The sequence below is a fragment of the Ruegeria sp. CG1 genome (assembly GCF_056537265.1).
The window spans coordinates 1,093,384-1,108,712 of sequence record NZ_JBQFRF010000001.1; the positions used below are offsets into that span (position 1 = coordinate 1,093,384).

At 56.8% G+C, this 15,329-nt stretch carries 15 protein-coding genes; 7 read left to right on the top strand and 8 right to left on the bottom strand.

All coding sequences use genetic code 11. From position 1 onward, the window contains the following. The first annotated feature begins 123 nt into the window (after positions 1 to 123). From ACR0AU_RS05480 to ACR0AU_RS05500, 5 genes are all read left to right on the top strand, one after another. Positions 124 to 1,443: a glutamine synthetase family protein gene (locus tag ACR0AU_RS05480; RefSeq protein WP_480795378.1), complete on the top strand. Its 1,320-nt coding sequence runs from the start codon at positions 124 to 126 to the stop codon at positions 1,441 to 1,443. A gap of 58 nt (positions 1,444 to 1,501) precedes the next feature. Beyond that, the gene (locus ACR0AU_RS05485; protein WP_170731848.1) at positions 1,502 to 2,182 is read left to right on the top strand and encodes a type 1 glutamine amidotransferase; all 681 of its coding nucleotides are present in this window, start codon (positions 1,502 to 1,504) and stop codon (positions 2,180 to 2,182) included. Continuing rightward, complete coding sequence (locus tag ACR0AU_RS05490) at positions 2,182 to 3,540, top strand: glutamine synthetase family protein (protein ID WP_170731847.1); 1,359 nt, start codon at positions 2,182 to 2,184, stop codon at positions 3,538 to 3,540. Before ACR0AU_RS05485 ends, ACR0AU_RS05490 begins: the two co-directional genes overlap by 1 nt. Positions 3,541 to 3,552: 12 nt before the next feature. Beyond that, positions 3,553 to 4,857, top strand: coding sequence for an NAD(P)/FAD-dependent oxidoreductase (locus tag ACR0AU_RS05495; RefSeq protein ID WP_480795379.1), 1,305 nt, complete (start codon positions 3,553 to 3,555; stop codon positions 4,855 to 4,857). Between the two features lie 112 nt (positions 4,858 to 4,969). Then, on the top strand, positions 4,970 to 6,169 hold the full coding sequence (locus ACR0AU_RS05500) for a DegT/DnrJ/EryC1/StrS family aminotransferase (protein WP_480795380.1): 1,200 nt from the start codon (positions 4,970 to 4,972) through the stop codon (positions 6,167 to 6,169). Positions 6,170 to 6,178: 9 nt separating this feature from the next. On the opposite strand, the gene ACR0AU_RS05505 is transcribed toward ACR0AU_RS05500, so the two are convergent. The 4 genes from ACR0AU_RS05505 to ACR0AU_RS05520 form a co-directional block, all read right to left on the bottom strand. After that, positions 6,179 to 6,934: a trypsin-like serine protease gene (locus ACR0AU_RS05505; protein ID WP_170393616.1), complete on the bottom strand. Its 756-nt coding sequence runs from the start codon at positions 6,932 to 6,934 to the stop codon at positions 6,179 to 6,181. An 8-nt stretch (positions 6,935 to 6,942) separates the two neighbouring features. Continuing rightward, a complete protein-coding gene (gene phaR / locus ACR0AU_RS05510; protein ID WP_170404880.1) occupies positions 6,943 to 7,497 on the bottom strand; it encodes a polyhydroxyalkanoate synthesis repressor PhaR in 555 nt (184 codons plus the stop codon). Between the two features lie 135 nt (positions 7,498 to 7,632). After that, a complete protein-coding gene (locus ACR0AU_RS05515; protein ID WP_029621740.1) occupies positions 7,633 to 8,079 on the bottom strand; it encodes a phasin family protein in 447 nt (148 codons plus the stop codon). 132 nt (positions 8,080 to 8,211) lie between these two features. Then, a complete protein-coding gene (locus ACR0AU_RS05520; RefSeq protein ID WP_480795381.1) occupies positions 8,212 to 10,014 on the bottom strand; it encodes a PHA/PHB synthase family protein in 1,803 nt (600 codons plus the stop codon). Between the two features lie 111 nt (positions 10,015 to 10,125). Between ACR0AU_RS05520 and phaZ the strand changes: the two genes are divergently transcribed. Both phaZ and ACR0AU_RS05530 read left to right on the top strand, forming a co-directional pair. After that, positions 10,126 to 11,397, top strand: a complete 1,272-nt coding sequence (phaZ, locus tag ACR0AU_RS05525; RefSeq protein WP_170404873.1) for a polyhydroxyalkanoate depolymerase — start codon at positions 10,126 to 10,128, stop codon at positions 11,395 to 11,397. Next, the gene (locus ACR0AU_RS05530) at positions 11,394 to 11,978 is read left to right on the top strand and encodes a DUF6151 family protein (protein ID WP_170731841.1); all 585 of its coding nucleotides are present in this window, start codon (positions 11,394 to 11,396) and stop codon (positions 11,976 to 11,978) included. Before phaZ ends, ACR0AU_RS05530 begins: the two co-directional genes overlap by 4 nt. Here ACR0AU_RS05530 and ACR0AU_RS05535 read toward each other — a convergent pair. The 4 genes from ACR0AU_RS05535 to ACR0AU_RS05550 all read right to left on the bottom strand — a co-directional run bounded on the left by ACR0AU_RS05535 (position 11,975) and on the right by ACR0AU_RS05550 (position 15,150). Continuing rightward, on the bottom strand, positions 11,975 to 12,685 hold the full coding sequence (locus ACR0AU_RS05535) for an alpha/beta fold hydrolase (protein ID WP_170393627.1): 711 nt from the start codon (positions 12,683 to 12,685) through the stop codon (positions 11,975 to 11,977). The two genes, ACR0AU_RS05530 and ACR0AU_RS05535, sit on opposite strands and share 4 nt — an antisense overlap. 73 nt (positions 12,686 to 12,758) lie before the next feature. Beyond that, positions 12,759 to 13,373, bottom strand: a complete 615-nt coding sequence (locus ACR0AU_RS05540) for a hypothetical protein (RefSeq protein WP_170732430.1) — start codon at positions 13,371 to 13,373, stop codon at positions 12,759 to 12,761. A gap of 20 nt (positions 13,374 to 13,393) precedes the next feature. Next, positions 13,394 to 14,410, bottom strand: a complete 1,017-nt coding sequence (locus ACR0AU_RS05545) for an alpha/beta hydrolase (protein ID WP_480795382.1) — start codon at positions 14,408 to 14,410, stop codon at positions 13,394 to 13,396. Further along, positions 14,401 to 15,150 (bottom strand): alpha/beta fold hydrolase, encoded by a 750-nt coding sequence (locus ACR0AU_RS05550; RefSeq protein WP_170731837.1) that lies wholly within the window; start codon positions 15,148 to 15,150, stop codon positions 14,401 to 14,403. Before ACR0AU_RS05550 ends, ACR0AU_RS05545 begins: the two co-directional genes overlap by 10 nt. Between the last annotated feature and the right edge of the window lie 179 nt (positions 15,151 to 15,329).

Genomic DNA, 15,329 nt, shown 5'->3' on the forward strand with positions numbered 1-15,329 from the left:
AAGTCGGTTGATTTTCAACATCGCGCCCCACCGCAAGCGACGCCTGTTCGTAATTTGATCAAATTTCGTGACAAGACGCTAATCCTGATTTAAACCTCTCGTGACTAGACCACGGAGCCCCCAATGGACCTGAGCGCCCTGCATACATTCCGCGTCGCCGCCTGTGACCTCAACGGTCAGATGCGTGGCAAACGCGTGCCGCCCTCATACGGTGCCAAGTTGGACAAAGGCGCCGTACGCATGCCGTTCTCTGCGCTCAATGTCGATCTCTGGGGCGCTGATATCGAAGGCAGCCCGCTTGTCTTCGAAAGCGGTGATGCAGATGGTGTGTTGCGCCCCACCGGGCGTGGTCCGGTTCCCATGCCCTGGCTTGATACACCCACCGCGCTGGTGCCCATGTGCCTGTACCACGATGACGGCACGCCTTTTGCGGGCGATCCGAGACACGCGCTTTCTGCGGTTCTAGATCGATTTTCCGAACGGGGCTGGTCGGTCATCGCCGCTACCGAACTCGAGTTCACTCTGCTTGACGCCTCAGGCGACCAACCGCAGCCTCCGATCAACCCGGTCACGCGCCGCAGGCTCCGGGACGAAGCCGTTCTGTCGATGGCCGAAATGGACGCGTTTGATGCGTTCTTCACCGATCTCTATGATGGTTGCGCCGCTATGGGTATTCCCGCTCAGACTGCAATATCTGAAAGCGGGATCGGTCAGTTCGAGATCAATCTGAACCATCAGGACGCCATGCGCTGCGCCGATGATACGTGGCTTTTCAAGACCTTGGCGCGTGGCGTGGCCCGCAAGCATGGCTTCACAGCAACTTTCATGTCCAAGCCCTATGCCGAGGATGCGGGCAACGGAATGCATGTGCATTTCTCGGTCGTCGATGTCGATGGACGCAATGTCTTCGATGACGGAGGGGCCGAGGGAACCGATGAACTGCGCTCGGCGGTTGCTGGATGTCTGACCGCGATGCCCGGCTCTACGCTGATCTTCGCTCCTCATGGCAATTCTTACACGCGCCTGGTGCCTGGTGCCCACGCACCCACCGGAGCAAGCTGGGCCTATGAAAACCGCACGGCGGCCCTGCGCATTCCGGGTGGTGTCCCTGCCGCCCGACGGATCGAACATCGCGTTGCTGGCGGTGACATCAACCCCTATCTCATGCTGGCCGCAGTTCTGGGCGCGGCAATGGTTGGGATCGAGGATGGCCTGCGACCGCCCAGCCCGATTTCGGGCAATGCCTATGAGTTGACGGATCTGCCGCAACTGGCAGCCGACTGGCCGTCGGCCATCTCTGCTTTCGAAACTGACCCGGTAGTTGCGCGCATTTTCCCGGACGATCTGATCCGCAACCTGGTGATGACCAAACGGCAGGAAATTGCACGATTCGCGTCCCACCCCCCTGACGAGCACTGGCTCAGCTATCTTGAGAGCGTTTGAACCTCTTGCCCAGCTCGCTTCGCTCCGTTAGAATAAATTTGATCAAATTTGGTGAACTATGAAAATCGGCATCCTTGTAACCGGCCACCCACCCGATGAATTGCATGAACAATTCGGGGAATATGATGGCATGTTTCGCGCATTACTGGGTGGGAACGGCTTTGAATTCCAAACATACGCAGTGGTCGATGGTGAGTTTCCGGAAGACGCGCATCAGGCCGACGGGTGGATCATCACCGGATCTCGTCATGGCGCATACGAAGATCACGTTTGGATTCCCCCGCTTGAACAGCTGATCCGGGATATTCAGAAGACAGGGAACCCCTTGATTGGTGTCTGCTTTGGACATCAGATCATCGCGCAAGCGCTTGGTGGAAAAGTGGAAAAGTTTGATGGTGGCTGGGCTGTAGGACGCACGGAATACAGCTTTGGCGATCAGACCGTCACCTTGAATGCTTGGCATCAGGATCAAGTGACCAAACTGCCCGCAGGTGCGGTGGTCACCGGTACGAATGACTTTTGCCAAAACGCCATGGTCACCTATGGCGATACGATCTGGACCGTGCAGGCCCATCCTGAATATGGAAATGACTTCATACAGGGCTTGATGGAGACCCGAGGCAAAGGCGTGGTTCCCGATGCGTTGATGCAGGCGGCAGCGAACCGGAAAGATGCCCCGGATGATAATGCCAAAATCGGACACCACATGGCAGAGTTCCTAAAGAAAGCGAGGGCCTGATGGCCGACTGGACAGATCAGCTGCCTGAGGCGGCGCGCACCTACTTTGAAGGCAAACGGCTGGATGAGGTTGAATGCATCATCTCTGACCTGCCCGGCATCGCCCGCGGCAAGGCGGTCCCGGCGTCAAAGTTTGCCAAGCAATCCTATTTTCACCTACCCGACAGCATTTTCTACCAGACCATCACAGGGGATTGGGGCGAAGCTGCAGGTGAGGACGGTTTCATTGAGCGGGACATGATCCTGAAACCCGATTTCTCAACTGCGTCGGCCGCTCCTTGGACGGGTGACTGGACCTTGCAGGTGATTCACGACGCGTTCGATCGAGATGGAGAGCCGATCCCTTTCAGCCCCCGCAATGTGCTCAAACGCGTTGTGAAGATGTATCACGACAAAGGTTGGAAGCCGGTTGTCGCCCCCGAGATGGAGTTTTTTCTTGTCGCGCCAAATGTAGACCCGGCGCAGGGTATCAAGCCGATGATGGGCCGCTCGGGCCGACCTGCGGCGGCGCGGCAGGCTTACTCGATGACAGCGGTGGATGAATTCGGGCCGGTGATCGACGACATCTACGACTTTGCCGAATTTCAGGGGTTTGAGATCGACGGGATCACGCAAGAAGGCGGTGCCGGACAACTAGAGATCAACCTGCGTCATGGCGATCCGGTGAAGCTGGCGGACGAGGTATTCTATTTCAAACGCCTGATCCGCGAAGCCGCGTTGCGTCACAACTGCTTTGCAACATTCATGGCGAAACCGATCGAAGATGAACCGGGCTCGGCCATGCACATCCATCACTCGATTATCGACATGGAAACGGGTCAGAATATCTTCTCGGGCCCTCAGGGCGGAGAAACGGACGCCTTCTACAACTTCATCGCCGGCTTGCAGAACCACCTGCCTGCAGGGCTGGCGGTGATGGCACCGTATGTGAATTCTTATCGTCGCTACGTCAAAGACCATGCGGCCCCGATTAATCTGGAGTGGGCACGCGACAATCGCACAACTGGCATTCGCGTACCTCTGTCCGGCCCCGAGGCGCGCCGGGTCGAAAACCGCATCGCAGGCATGGACTGCAACCCTTATCTTGGTATCGCATTGTCGTTGGCCTGTGGCTATTTGGGCCTGACTCAGCAAGAACGCCCACGCCGCCAATTCTATGGCGACGCCTATGAAGGCGACGGCGATATCCCTCAGATCATGGGTGAAGCTCTGGATCTGTTTGATGAAGCCACTGCCCTGCACGAAGTTCTGGGTCCCGAGTTCGCCCGTGTCTACGGCATCGTCAAACGTGCTGAGTACGAAGAGTTCCTGCAGGTCATTTCCCCGTGGGAACGCGAGCATCTGCTGATGAACGTCTAGGGCAAAGACGCGATGAACCTGCTGTATTCTAATGACCGCAAGGCGGAGTACCCGCCAAGCTGGTATGCCGCGACGGCGCACGCCTTTGACCGCCACCCGGCGCTTGAAGGCGACCATTCCGCAGATGTCTGCATTGTCGGGGGCGGATATACGGGCCTTTCGGCAGCATTGCACCTGGCTGAGGCTGGGTTCGATGTTGTCCTGCTGGAAGCTCATCGCGCGGGCTTTGGGGCTTCGGGTCGCAACGGAGGCCAACTGGGCAGCGCGCAGCGTTTGGATCAAGAGGATCTTGAACGGCTTGTCGGTGATGAAGACGCGTTAAAGCTTTGGGATCTGGCCGAAGAAGCCAAGGATCTGGTCAAATCTCTGATCTCAAAACATCAGATCGATTGCGACCTGAAGCCCGGCATTGCGGTTCTGGGCTTTAACAACTCGGAGCGCGCAGAGCTACATGATCACGCGGCGCATCTGTCGGGTAAATACAAATACGACCAAATCGAAACTTTAGATGCCGATGCCGCGCGCGGACTTTGCCCCTCACCAGCCTATGCGGGTGGGTATCTGGACAATGGTGCCGCGCACCTACACCCGTTGAACTACGCCCTCGGCCTTGCGCGTGCCGCTGTCAGAGCCGGATTAAGACTGCATGAAGACACCGAAGCTCTTGGCATCGATCAGGGCGCTCGTGTCACTGTACGCACTGAAAAGGGCAAGATCACTGCCGATCACGTTATTCTGGCCTGCAACGGATACCTCGGAGATCTGAACCGGCAAGTTGCATCGCGCGTGATGCCCATCAACAATTTCATCGCGGCAACCGAACCTTTGGGCGCTGAAGTGCAAAAAGTTTTGGCCAAAGATATCGCCGTTGCTGACACCAAGTTCGTGATAAACTATTTCCGGCTAAGCGCCGATGGCAGGCTGCTGTTTGGGGGTGGCGAAAGTTATGGTTATCGTTTCCCCGAGGACATCGCCGCAAAAGTCCGCAAGCCGATGACCGAGATTTTTCCGCATCTGCGTGACGTCAAAATCGACTACGCATGGGGCGGAACGCTGGGCATCACCATGCGGCGCATGCCCTATTTGACCCGGGTTGCGCCAAATATCCTGTCCGCCTCGGGTTATTCTGGCCACGGCGTCGGCACCGCGAGCCATGCGGGGCAACTCATGGCGTTGGCGATCCAGGGGCAGGCTGAGGGGTTCGATACCATGGCCCGCGTTCCTGCAGTGCCATTCCCGGGTGGTCCTGCTTTGCGGACGCCGTTGCTGATACTGGCCATGACTTGGTATGCGCTGCGTGACAGGCTGGGAATCTGAACACATTCTTTACGACGAATTGGTGAAATCTCGCTGACGATGCGAATTGGGACTTGGCTTGCCTGCACATCGAATTTATATTTCCCAAAGATAAAATTCGGGAAATCCAAATATGACGCTTGTACCCAACGTTCATGAAGCCGAACCCATCCCCGCAGCCGCCCGAGACGCAATCGACGCCCTGATGAAGTCAGGCGATCTGTTTCGCTATACCGCACCTCAGGATGCGCCCGTTGCTCTTCTGGAGACAGAGTTTGCCGAACTGCTCGGCACAAAATACGCGCTGGCGGTCTCTTCCTGTTCTGCCGCGCTGTTTTTGTCGCTCAAGGCGCTTGGGCTTCCCCGCGATGCGCGGGTTCTGATCCCCGGATTTACCTTTGCCGCCGTGCCGTCTTCAATCGTGCACGCGGATTGCATTCCGGTTCTGTGCGAGGTCGGGGACAATTATCGCGTCGATATGGCCGATTTCACGGCCAAGCTGGACAGCGTGCAGGCAGTGATCATCAGCCATATGCGCGGCCATACCTCGGACATGGACGCGATCATGCAGCTGTGCGAAGCGCGCGATATCCCGGTGATCGAAGACGCCGCCCACTCATTGGGCACAACCTGGCATGGGCGCAATATTGGCACCATCGGTAAGGTCGGCTGCTTCTCGTTCCAGTCCTATAAAATGATCAACGCAGGCGAAGGTGGCATTCTGGTCAGCGACGATGCGGATCTTGTGGCGCGCGCTGTTATCATGTCGGGCGCATACGAACACAACTGGAAAAAGCACTCTGGCTCACCAGAGCTGGAACAGGCCTTTGCCAAATGGCAGAACCAGTTGCCACTGTTTAACCTGCGCATGAGCAACCTCAGCGCCGCAGTCATTCGCCCACAAATCCCCGAACTAGCCCGCCGTGTCCGCGACGGGCTGGCAAACCATGACTATGTGGCTGATCGTCTGAACACATCGCCCTACATCGATGTCCCTGCCCCCCTGACACCCGAGCAGCGCGCACCGGATTCGATCCAATTCAATCTGGTTGACCTCAGCGACGATGAAATCCGCGCCTTTGCCGCCGCAGCCGAGGCACGCGGTGTCAAGGTGCAGGTCTTTGGCCTGAGTCAGGATAACGCTCGTGCCTTCTGGAACTGGCAGTTCCTACCCGAACAGTTCGACCTGCCACAGACCCGTGCGATGCTGATGAAGGCCTGCGATGTACGTCTGCCCGTGCGTTTGACGCGCGATGAACTGGACGTAATCTCGGACATCCTGCTGGCTTCTGTTGGCGAGGTTGTCGGCCCGGTGCCAGTCTACGGGACCTGATCGTCAGTACTATTGCAGATCAAGGTCATGAACTGAAAGTAACAATGCGTCGATCCCGTCAGGGGTTGGCGCGACGCGCGACAAAATCCCGGCAACGGCAAGCCCGGTTTCTGTTTGCATCAGAAACGGCGCACCGGAATCCCCCATCATGACGGGGCAGATCGCGCGCATCAGCCCTTGGCCGGCCTGTGCGGCATTACAGCTATCGGTGCGACTGAGCACGTGGGGCCGCAATCCGGGATAGCCCGCGAACGAGCCCATCTGCGGGACAGTCCGGGAAATATCGAAAAAACCAACCTGCTCTCCAATTGGCTCGGCCAACTCCAACACGGCCCAATCCAGATCGGCGCGATTGTTGAATACACCGTCGCGCCCCTGTTCCGAATCCAGCCGATAGGCCAATACATTGGACACGGCGGCAGCCTCGCCGCGCTGATACCCTGCGGCAAACCGGATACTGGCCGGAGGAATCCAGCGGTTGCGCGCGCTGTTGTACAAGCAATGTGCCGCGGTCAAAACCAGCCGCTCAGACACCAGCACGCCTGTACAATGGGACCGCTGACTGCGGCTGGCAAAATTGACCCGGCCAATGGCGCGCCAGGGCGGGGTCGTTGCATCCAGAATTTCGCGCGCGCGAATCTCGTCGCAGCCCGCAGCCGTATCCCGACCCATTGTGCAGATAGGTTCCCACACGGATGTAAACTGGCCTTGGGCCTGTGCAGTCTGGGCCCAGATCAACGCGCCCAGAACAGACAGCCAGCGCATCGGTCAGGCTAGCTCAGCTTCGATAGTTTTTGCTGCAGCTCGGCAAGTTGCTTTTTGATGTCGTCCAAATCCTCTTTGGGTTCGGGCGATGTTTCTTGTTCATCATCCGGCCCCGACCAGTTTCCCGACAGACCACCGGTCATGGCTTTTAGAAAGGCCTTTTGCTGCGCCTGCATCGCCTCGAACCCCGGCATCTGGGACATTGGGTTCATGGCGTTCATGTTTTCCATCATCTTGGACTGGCTCTCGCGCAGCATGTCGAACGAGCTTTGCAGGAATTGCGGCATCATGCCCCCGCCCGGCACCATGTAGCTGCGCACCAGATCGTTCAGCACATTAATCGGCAAAACATTTTCGCCACGGCTTTCGTGTTCGGCAATGATTTGAAGCAGATACTGACGAGTCAGGTCATCACCGGTTTTCAGGTCAATGATCTGAACCTCGCGCCCGTCGCGGATGAAACCGGCTATATCTTCAAGCGTCACGTAATCGCTGGTCTCGGTGTTATACAGCCGACGGCTGGCATAGCGCTTGATCAGCAGCGGTTTGTCTTGTTCCGACACCCTGTACCCTCCCCAAGGATGATGCGTTGCAGCAGAGGTTATGCGACTGCAGAACAAAAAGAAAGGGCAGGTCAAGCGACCTGCCCGAAGCGATTACACCATTTGGGAGGAATGGGTGCTATATCGCAGCCTTACTTACTTGGCGGTTGCTGCTTTCTTTGCGGCAGCGGTCACCTCGTTGGTGGCTTTTTTGACGGCTGCGGTTGCATCTTCTGCAGCGTCTTTGCCAGCCGCCATCAACAGCTCAACTGTTTCGGTCTGAACTTTTTTCGCGATCTCAGCGAAAGCAGCCAGGTTTTCAGCGGCAACTTCAGCCGACGCGCTTGCGAAGTCGGTTGCAGCTTTTGCGTAATCCGCAGGCTCGGTTTTTGCTTTCGACATCTCGGTCAGTTTGGCCAGGGTTTCTTTGGTCCATTTGTTCGAGATCTCAGCTGATTTCTCAGCTGCGTCCAGAGCAACACCCGACAGCTTTTCGTTCAGAGAAGCGGTCGATTTGAATGCGTCTTCCAGAGCGGTTGTGTCAACCGGGAACGCGCCCATCATGTCTTTCAGGGTCGCGGTAAAGTCTTGGGTCTTTGCCATTGTCCTAAATCCTTCTAGCCGTTCCGGGCCCACCCCGGTTCTCATCAGCTTGAAGGCAATATGATTGCTGCATCGCAGCATTGCAAGCTTTTTCTTGCTGCAACGCAGAAATTTTTGAGTTTCAAAATGATATCAGCGGTTTGCCTTGACCAAAACATAGGTACCCGGAGCCGGGCAAAGGCGTGGATGATCCGAATCGCCGGTATCGCGCGCGGGAACCTGCTTGCCTGATCGCTTCTTTAACCACGCTTCCCACATCGGCCACCACGAACCTTCGTGGAAGTCAGCTTCTTTCAGCCATGTATCAGCATCACACTTCAGCTCAGGATTGGTATAGTGACCATATTTTTTCTTACTGGGCGGGTTCACAATGCCCGCGATGTGACCGGACTCGGAAACCACAAAGGTCTTCGACTTCGCGCCCATCTGCTGTACCCCGCGATAGCAATCCTTCCACGCGGCAATATGATCCGTCTCGCATGTGATCGCCATCAAAGGCACATCGACATCCTTGATATGCAGCTTATGGCCAAGCAATTCGAACCCGTCGTCGACGAAATCGTTGCTCTGACACAAACCGCGCAGATACTGGATCGCCATCCGGCCTGGCAGGTTGGCCCCGTCGCCGTTCCAGTACAACAGGTCAAACGCTGGCGGTGTTTCACCCATCATGTAGCTGCGGATCGCCGGAGTATAGATGAGATCTCTGGATCGCAGGAAAGACATCGTTCGCCCGATGATCCATGCCTTTAGAATACCATCCTTCGAGACCTGTTCTTCGATGCCATCTACAAAGTCATTTTGCAGGAACGGCGTGAACTCCCCCTGCTCACCAAAGTCTGTCAGGGTGGTGAAGAAAGTGGCAGATTTGATCGACTTGTCACCGCGCTGCTTCATCAGCGAAAGCGTCAGGCTCAGCGTCGTACCAGCAATGCAATACCCAACAGCATTGACCTGCTTGACCTTGCAGATTTTCTTCGCCTCTTCGATGGCGGTCAGGAACCCTTCCTGAATATAGTCCTCCATCCCAATATCGGCGTGTGAGCAATCGGCATTCACCCAGCTGACCACAAACAGGGTATAGCCCTGCTCTGTCACCCATTTGATCAGGCTGTTCTGAGCCTTCAGGTCCAAGATATAGAACTTGTTGATCCATGGCGGGAACAGAACGATCGGCGTTTCGTGCACCGTCTCGGTCACCGGTTTATACTGGATCAGTTCCATCATTCGGTTGCGATAGACGACGTCGCCGGGTGTAGTTGCGATATTCCCGCCAATCTCAAAGGCACTTTCGTCAGCAAGTCTGACAACCATTTCGCCGTCATTGGCCTCAAGGTCCGACACGAGGTTCTCCAGCCCCTGTATCAGGGACTGCCCTTCGGTCTCGATCGCCTTTTCCAGCGCATCGGGGTTGGTGGCCAGAAAATTCGTCGGTGCCATCATATCTATGATCTGTTGCGAGAAGTACTGCAGACGCTGCTTATCCTTGGTTTCCAAATCGTCAACCGATGCAACGGCCTGCGCGATCGCTTCGGCATTGGTTTGGTACTGCTGGCGAATGAGGCGAAAGTAGGGGTTGGTTTCCCACATTGGATTGGCAAACCGTTTATCTTTGGTAGCGGCTGGGGGCACATCCCCGTCGCTTTGGGTCATCGCTTTCTGCGCTTCCGCAAAGTTGAGAACCGATTTTCCCCAATACTCAATTTGCTGCTCCAACAGCTTTGTGGGGTTTTGAAACGCTTCAGCCCAATACGCAGTTGCTGCTTTTGCAAAAAGCTCTTGATTCGGGCCATCCAGAGCGGGGGTGTGCGGCGTTTTTCCGGCCATGACCTCGACCAGGCGTTTGGACAGTTCTTCTACTTTGTCCATATTTTCTTTAAGTCGTTCAATATGTTCTTCGGTCAGTTTTGGCGTCTGGTCTTCGGTAGTTGTCATTTTAACAATTCCCCCCTAGTCTCGCTGCTGTGCAGAATAACGTCGTTGGCGTCGGGGGGCAAAGCGGCGAATGGTCCGAATTCTCAGGCTGATACTCAGGAGGCACATTCGATGCGCTACATGATGACCTATGACCTGATGGAAACCATGCGTAACACCAACCAATGGCTTGGTGCAACCGCAAGCGCGATGGCATCCTACCCCCTGTTCTCGATGACACCCAACCCGGCCTTCAACTGGATGGCTGCATGGGGCGAAGTAACCGAGCGCACATTCCAGCGTATGGTCGTCAAGCCTGATTGGGGCATCCGCACCTTTACCTGCGAAGACGGCAAGGACCATCTGGTCGATATCACAACCGTGCTTGAGCGTCCTTTCGGCGACCTGATCCATTTCCGCGTTAATGGGCGCAAAGAACAGCCACGCAAGGTGCTGCTGGTTGCCCCGATGTCGGGGCATTACGCGACCCTGCTCCGCTCGACCGTCAAAAGCCTGCTTGTCAATTGTGAGGTCTACATTACCGATTGGCATAACGCGCGCGACATTCCCGTGTCCGAAGGCAAGTTCGATGTAGAGGATTACACGCTCTACCTTGTCGATTTTATGAAAGAGCTCGGCCCCGATACGCATGTTATTGCGGTTTGTCAGCCCGCACCGCTGACTCTGGCCGCAACCGCCTATCTGGCCGAGGTCGAGCCGAAGGCGCAGCCAAGTACCCTGACCCTGATCGGCGGTCCCGTCGACCCCGACGCAACTCCGACCGAGGTTACGGATTTTGGTCGCCGTGTAACGATGGGTCAGTTGGAAGAAACGATGATCCAGCGGGTTGGCTTTAAATACAAGGGCGTAGGCCGGATGGTGTATCCCGGCTTGCTACAACTGGCTTCGTTCATGTCAATGAATGCCGAACGTCACAGTAAGGCGTTCTCGGATCAGATCCAGCGCGTTATTCGTGACGAGGCATCCGACCACGATGCCCATAACCGGTTCTATGACGAATATCTGGCGGTGATGGACATGACTGCCGAGTTCTATCTTTCGACCGTTGAACGTGTCTTCAAAAACCGTGAGATCGCGCGCAACGAGTTCGTTGTAGCCGGCCACAAGGTAGATATCGGCAAGATCACTGATGTGGCTGTGAAATCGGTCGAAGGCACGAATGACGATATCTCAGCCCCCGGGCAATGCATTGCGGCGCTGGATTTATGCACGGGTCTGCCCGACAGCAAAAAGGCCAGCCATGTTGAACCCGGCGCGGGTCACTATGGCATTTTTGCGGGCCGCAGCTGGCGCGACAACATCCGTCCGCTAGTGATTGATTTCATGAATGAAAACAGCCGCAAACCCCGTCAACGAGCCGCCAATAGCAACAAAGTTGCATGAGCCGCGCAGCGGCAGGAGACCTTCCTTTCCGTTGCAATTGCGGCGCCCTTTCGGGGCGCATTACTGAACACGGCGTCGTATCCGGCACTCATGTCGTGTGTTTTTGCCATGACTGCCGCGCGGCTCAGCTGTATTTTGAACAGCCCGACCCTGCGCCCGACCCAGTCGAGGTGTTTCAGATGTCACCGGAAGACATCAAGATCGATGCAGGGGTCGAGCACTTGGCAGCTATGCAACTTAGCCCCAAGGGCATGTTGCGATGGTATGCCAGATGCTGCAACGCGCCGCTGGCCACGACGCCGACAACTCCAAAATTTCCGTTCGCGGGTTTTATCGTCAAACGTATTCCCCACCCCAGCAGTTTGGGTCCCATTACAACGCGTGGATTTGTGCCAAGGGCTGACAGCAAGCAGTCTCATGAGAAAATCCGCTATGCCGCTATGGGTCTGCTTAAACGCGTACTAAAATCGCGTCTGTTCGGGAGCTGGAAGAAAACGCCATTCTTTGACTCTGAAACCGGTCGGCCGGTGGTGCAACCAACTGTTCTGACCAAGAACCAGCGCGCGGTTTTCTACGACTAGGTCAGCCGCAGTGGTTTCCGGAGCCAATCCTGCAGCATCGCAATCACGGATTCGGGTGCTTCCAGTGTCGGATAGTGCCCGGCCTCATCAATCACGCGCAACTCTGCATCCGGAATGAGATCAGCCATGAAGGTATTCTTGCGGACCGGATTCTCCGCATCATGGGCACCGCAAATGATCAGCGTGGGCATCCTGATCCGGCGCAGCGTGCCTTGTTGGTCCGGACGGCGTTGCAGGGTTCTTATCTGACGCACAAACACATCCGAGCCCAATTCCTCGGCCATCTGCAACACTTCGTTCAAAATCGGGATGCGTTGCGGACCGGGAGACAACATGTCCGAGCCGATCAGCTTGCGCATCACTTCGTCCAACCTCCCCGCCTGCGCGCCAACAATCAGGTCTTCGCGACTCGCCGCGATATGAGGTGTGTCGGCCTGCGCATCCGTCGCCAGCAAGGCCAGTCGTGTCACCCTCTCAGGTGCTCGCCGCACGATCTCAAGCGCGACGCCACCACCCAGACCAAACCCGCACAAAGCAAACCGGTGCGGCAGTTGATCCAGCAAGCCCGGCGCGATTTCTTCGAACCGTTCACCGCCGGTGATCGGTGCGACCATAACTGCACGTTCACGCGACAGCGCGGTGATCTGCGCCTGAAACAACCGTGCATCGCACATCAATCCGGGTAGCAAAACCAACGGCTCGATCACCTCGGTGCCCTCCGCTCGTTGTTATTGTTTTGTTACAGGATGAGAGGTTTGCCAACGGCGGGCAAGCAAAACTTCACGGATAGCTGATCGCCCGAAACGGTGGGAAATCCGCATAGCGTTCCTGCCTTTGGCCCAGCGGTTCATCTGGCTCCGCCCCGGCCCGCAACAAGCAGCCGCGCGGGGCGATGTAGCTGTCGATCCGCCGTACAGGCTTGGGCCGCCAAACCAGATTGAACGCGCATAGTTTGGGAAAGAACCAAATCTCGGAATAATCCAGATGGTCATGCATCCACCACGCCAAATCGCGCCAATCGCGCCCCTGCGCATAACGGTCTGCAAACCACGGAATTACCACCGACGCCCCTGCTACACGTGCGTCACCTTCGCCCCAATCCCAAATGTGGCACTCCAACGGGTTGTCATTGCGGGCACAGTTCAACCTGTTCTCGTTCCCGAACCGGTTCAGTGATCGCGAGCGATAGCCCGAGCGCACCGCGATACGACCAAAGGTTTCTTCCAGCGGGTCCAGCAGGGTCTCGCAAAACGCGCGCCCGGTCTCGATCGCAAGATCAGGGTTGTCGGGAATATTTTGCAATTCGTGAAAGTTCCCGATCTCGGAATATAGAAAATCACGCATGAAAAAATGCCGGGATAGTCGCACGCGACCCAACGTCTCAAGGCTCCACATACTGCCCGGTCTACGCATATTCAGCCCCCGCTTTGCTTCGGAATCCCCTGCTCTGACAGCCATTCCAATATGCCCGCGACCGCCGCGTCGGTCTGACCCGGTGACATCAGACGCCCCGCGACCACGTGTGAGGTCGGATCATCCCCGGGCCCCATTGTCACCAATGAAACCATCGCCTGACCACCCCAGGTCTTGGCCGCCTCATGCATTTTATCCGGACGCACCACCTGATCATCATCAGAAAACCAGAACAGCGCCGGAACCCGCGCGCCCGAGAAGTCAAGCGCATTGACCGCATCTACAAGGGCAAACATCGGCACGACCGCCTCCCATGGATAAACAGTTGTCCAAAAGATGTTCTTCTCGGGATCAGTGCTTGAGACATCCCGGTCCTGTCCCATCAATGGCGGCAGCCAATGCCGGGCCCACGGCAAGGATGGCACCCAGGAACCAGCCGAGTTTACGCCAAAGTTCGGCGATACCAAAACCAACGCAGCCACATCAGTGCTCAGTTTCGTGTCCATCGCAGCCGCGGCGGCCAGGGTCGCCCCCGTCGAGGTTGCGAGCACAATGACTTGCTCACCAACAGCCCTGGCGGCAGCCAACGCCTCGGCTGTATCCTGCATCCAGCCCGACGCCGTACCTTCGGCCATTGCGTCCCCATCGCGGCCATGCCCCTGAAGCCTTGTGTAGACAAGGTTGGCACCCAACGCGTCCGCAACGCGATCAGGTACTGGCCTGATCTCCTCGGACGTGGCGGAAAACCCATGAATGTAGAGCACCGCAAAAGCTGTCCGCTGTTCAACAAAACCATCCTGCCAGATCACGCGCTTTTCAACACCTGGCACGATGTCATCATAGGCGGATTCGATGCTTTCAAAGTAAACCTGAACGCCCTCGCCAAAATTGCGCGGATCGAAACGCGGATGCAGGTCCACTGGCTCGCGCGGGCCAAAGGCGTAGATCAACACACCAACCAGCGTCAAACCCACCATCACCCGCGCCAAAACCCAGCCCAGGCGACGCATCAGGTGCATTCCAGGACTTCTCGCAGAGCCTGCTCAATCAGCCCGAGGCATCGCTCATCCGAAAACCTGTGATCCGCATCTTTGACCAGCAGCAGTTGCATGTCCGGACCAGTGGCATGATCCAGCAGGCGCACTGCCGTATCGGTCGAGACGGCCGTATCTGCTGTCCCCTGCAGGAGACGCACAGGGAAAGGCAGATCAAGCGAAGCGCGCAAAACCAACCGCTGCCGCCCATCCTCAATCATCCGCTTGGTGATGACGTAGGGCTCCATGTAGTCCGATGGCAGTTCCACATGTCCAACCGTCTCTAGTTCAGATTTCTGCTCGTTCGAAAACGACGCCCAATACCCATCCTCGGTAAAATCTGGGGCCGCCGCGATTGTCACCATACCTGCGATCCGTTCGGGCATGACACGCGCCAGCAACAGCGCTTGCCACCCGCCCATCGACGATCCCACAACAACCAGCGGACCATCAGTTAACCGAGAAACTGCGGCCAGCGTATCCTCGTGCCAGTCCCCGATACACCCGTCAGTAAAGGCGCCCGAGCTTTCACCGTGCCCCGAATAGTCAAACCGAAGGAACCCCTGCCCGCGCGCGCGAGCCCACGCTTCCAGGTGCAGCGCCTTGGTGCCCTCCATATCTGATTTCAAGCCACCTAGAAAAACGATGGTCGGCCCGCGCCCATCACTCTTGTGATACGCCAGACGTCGTCCCTGCGCGGTTTCCAGAAATTCTGCCTCTGCCATGCTACCCTCATTGCTTGTCAGCCCATCATGCATGTCACGCACCTCTCTGCAATTGCCCGATCCTTCTTCATCTGGCTAAAAATACCTCGGGGAGTGCGAGGGGCTGGCCCCTCGCTCCTGCCCTTGACACCTGTGTCCCCACCTGCCACATGAGCCGAGCATACATAACCCGCAACCGG

What these genes read in the sequence shown, in the direction of transcription:
- ACR0AU_RS05480 (WP_480795378.1), top strand. Translation starts at nt 124, where the DNA reads ATGGACCTGAGCGCCCTGCATACATTCCGCGTCGCCGCCTGTGACCTC.
- ACR0AU_RS05485 (WP_170731848.1), top strand. Translation starts at nt 1,502, where the DNA reads ATGAAAATCGGCATCCTTGTAACCGGCCACCCACCCGATGAATTGCAT.
- ACR0AU_RS05490 (WP_170731847.1), top strand. Translation starts at nt 2,182, where the DNA reads ATGGCCGACTGGACAGATCAGCTGCCTGAGGCGGCGCGCACCTACTTT.
- ACR0AU_RS05495 (WP_480795379.1), top strand. Translation starts at nt 3,553, where the DNA reads ATGAACCTGCTGTATTCTAATGACCGCAAGGCGGAGTACCCGCCAAGC.
- ACR0AU_RS05500 (WP_480795380.1), top strand. Translation starts at nt 4,970, where the DNA reads ATGACGCTTGTACCCAACGTTCATGAAGCCGAACCCATCCCCGCAGCC.
- ACR0AU_RS05505 (WP_170393616.1), bottom strand. Translation starts at nt 6,934, where the DNA reads ATGCGCTGGCTGTCTGTTCTGGGCGCGTTGATCTGGGCCCAGACTGCA.
- ACR0AU_RS05515 (WP_029621740.1), bottom strand. Translation starts at nt 8,079, where the DNA reads ATGGCAAAGACCCAAGACTTTACCGCGACCCTGAAAGACATGATGGGC.
- ACR0AU_RS05520 (WP_480795381.1), bottom strand. Translation starts at nt 10,014, where the DNA reads ATGACAACTACCGAAGACCAGACGCCAAAACTGACCGAAGAACATATT.
- phaZ (WP_170404873.1), top strand. Translation starts at nt 10,126, where the DNA reads ATGCGCTACATGATGACCTATGACCTGATGGAAACCATGCGTAACACC.
- ACR0AU_RS05530 (WP_170731841.1), top strand. Translation starts at nt 11,394, where the DNA reads ATGAGCCGCGCAGCGGCAGGAGACCTTCCTTTCCGTTGCAATTGCGGC.
- ACR0AU_RS05540 (WP_170732430.1), bottom strand. Translation starts at nt 13,373, where the DNA reads ATGTGGAGCCTTGAGACGTTGGGTCGCGTGCGACTATCCCGGCATTTT.
- ACR0AU_RS05545 (WP_480795382.1), bottom strand. Translation starts at nt 14,410, where the DNA reads ATGCACCTGATGCGTCGCCTGGGCTGGGTTTTGGCGCGGGTGATGGTG.
- ACR0AU_RS05550 (WP_170731837.1), bottom strand. Translation starts at nt 15,150, where the DNA reads ATGGCAGAGGCAGAATTTCTGGAAACCGCGCAGGGACGACGTCTGGCG.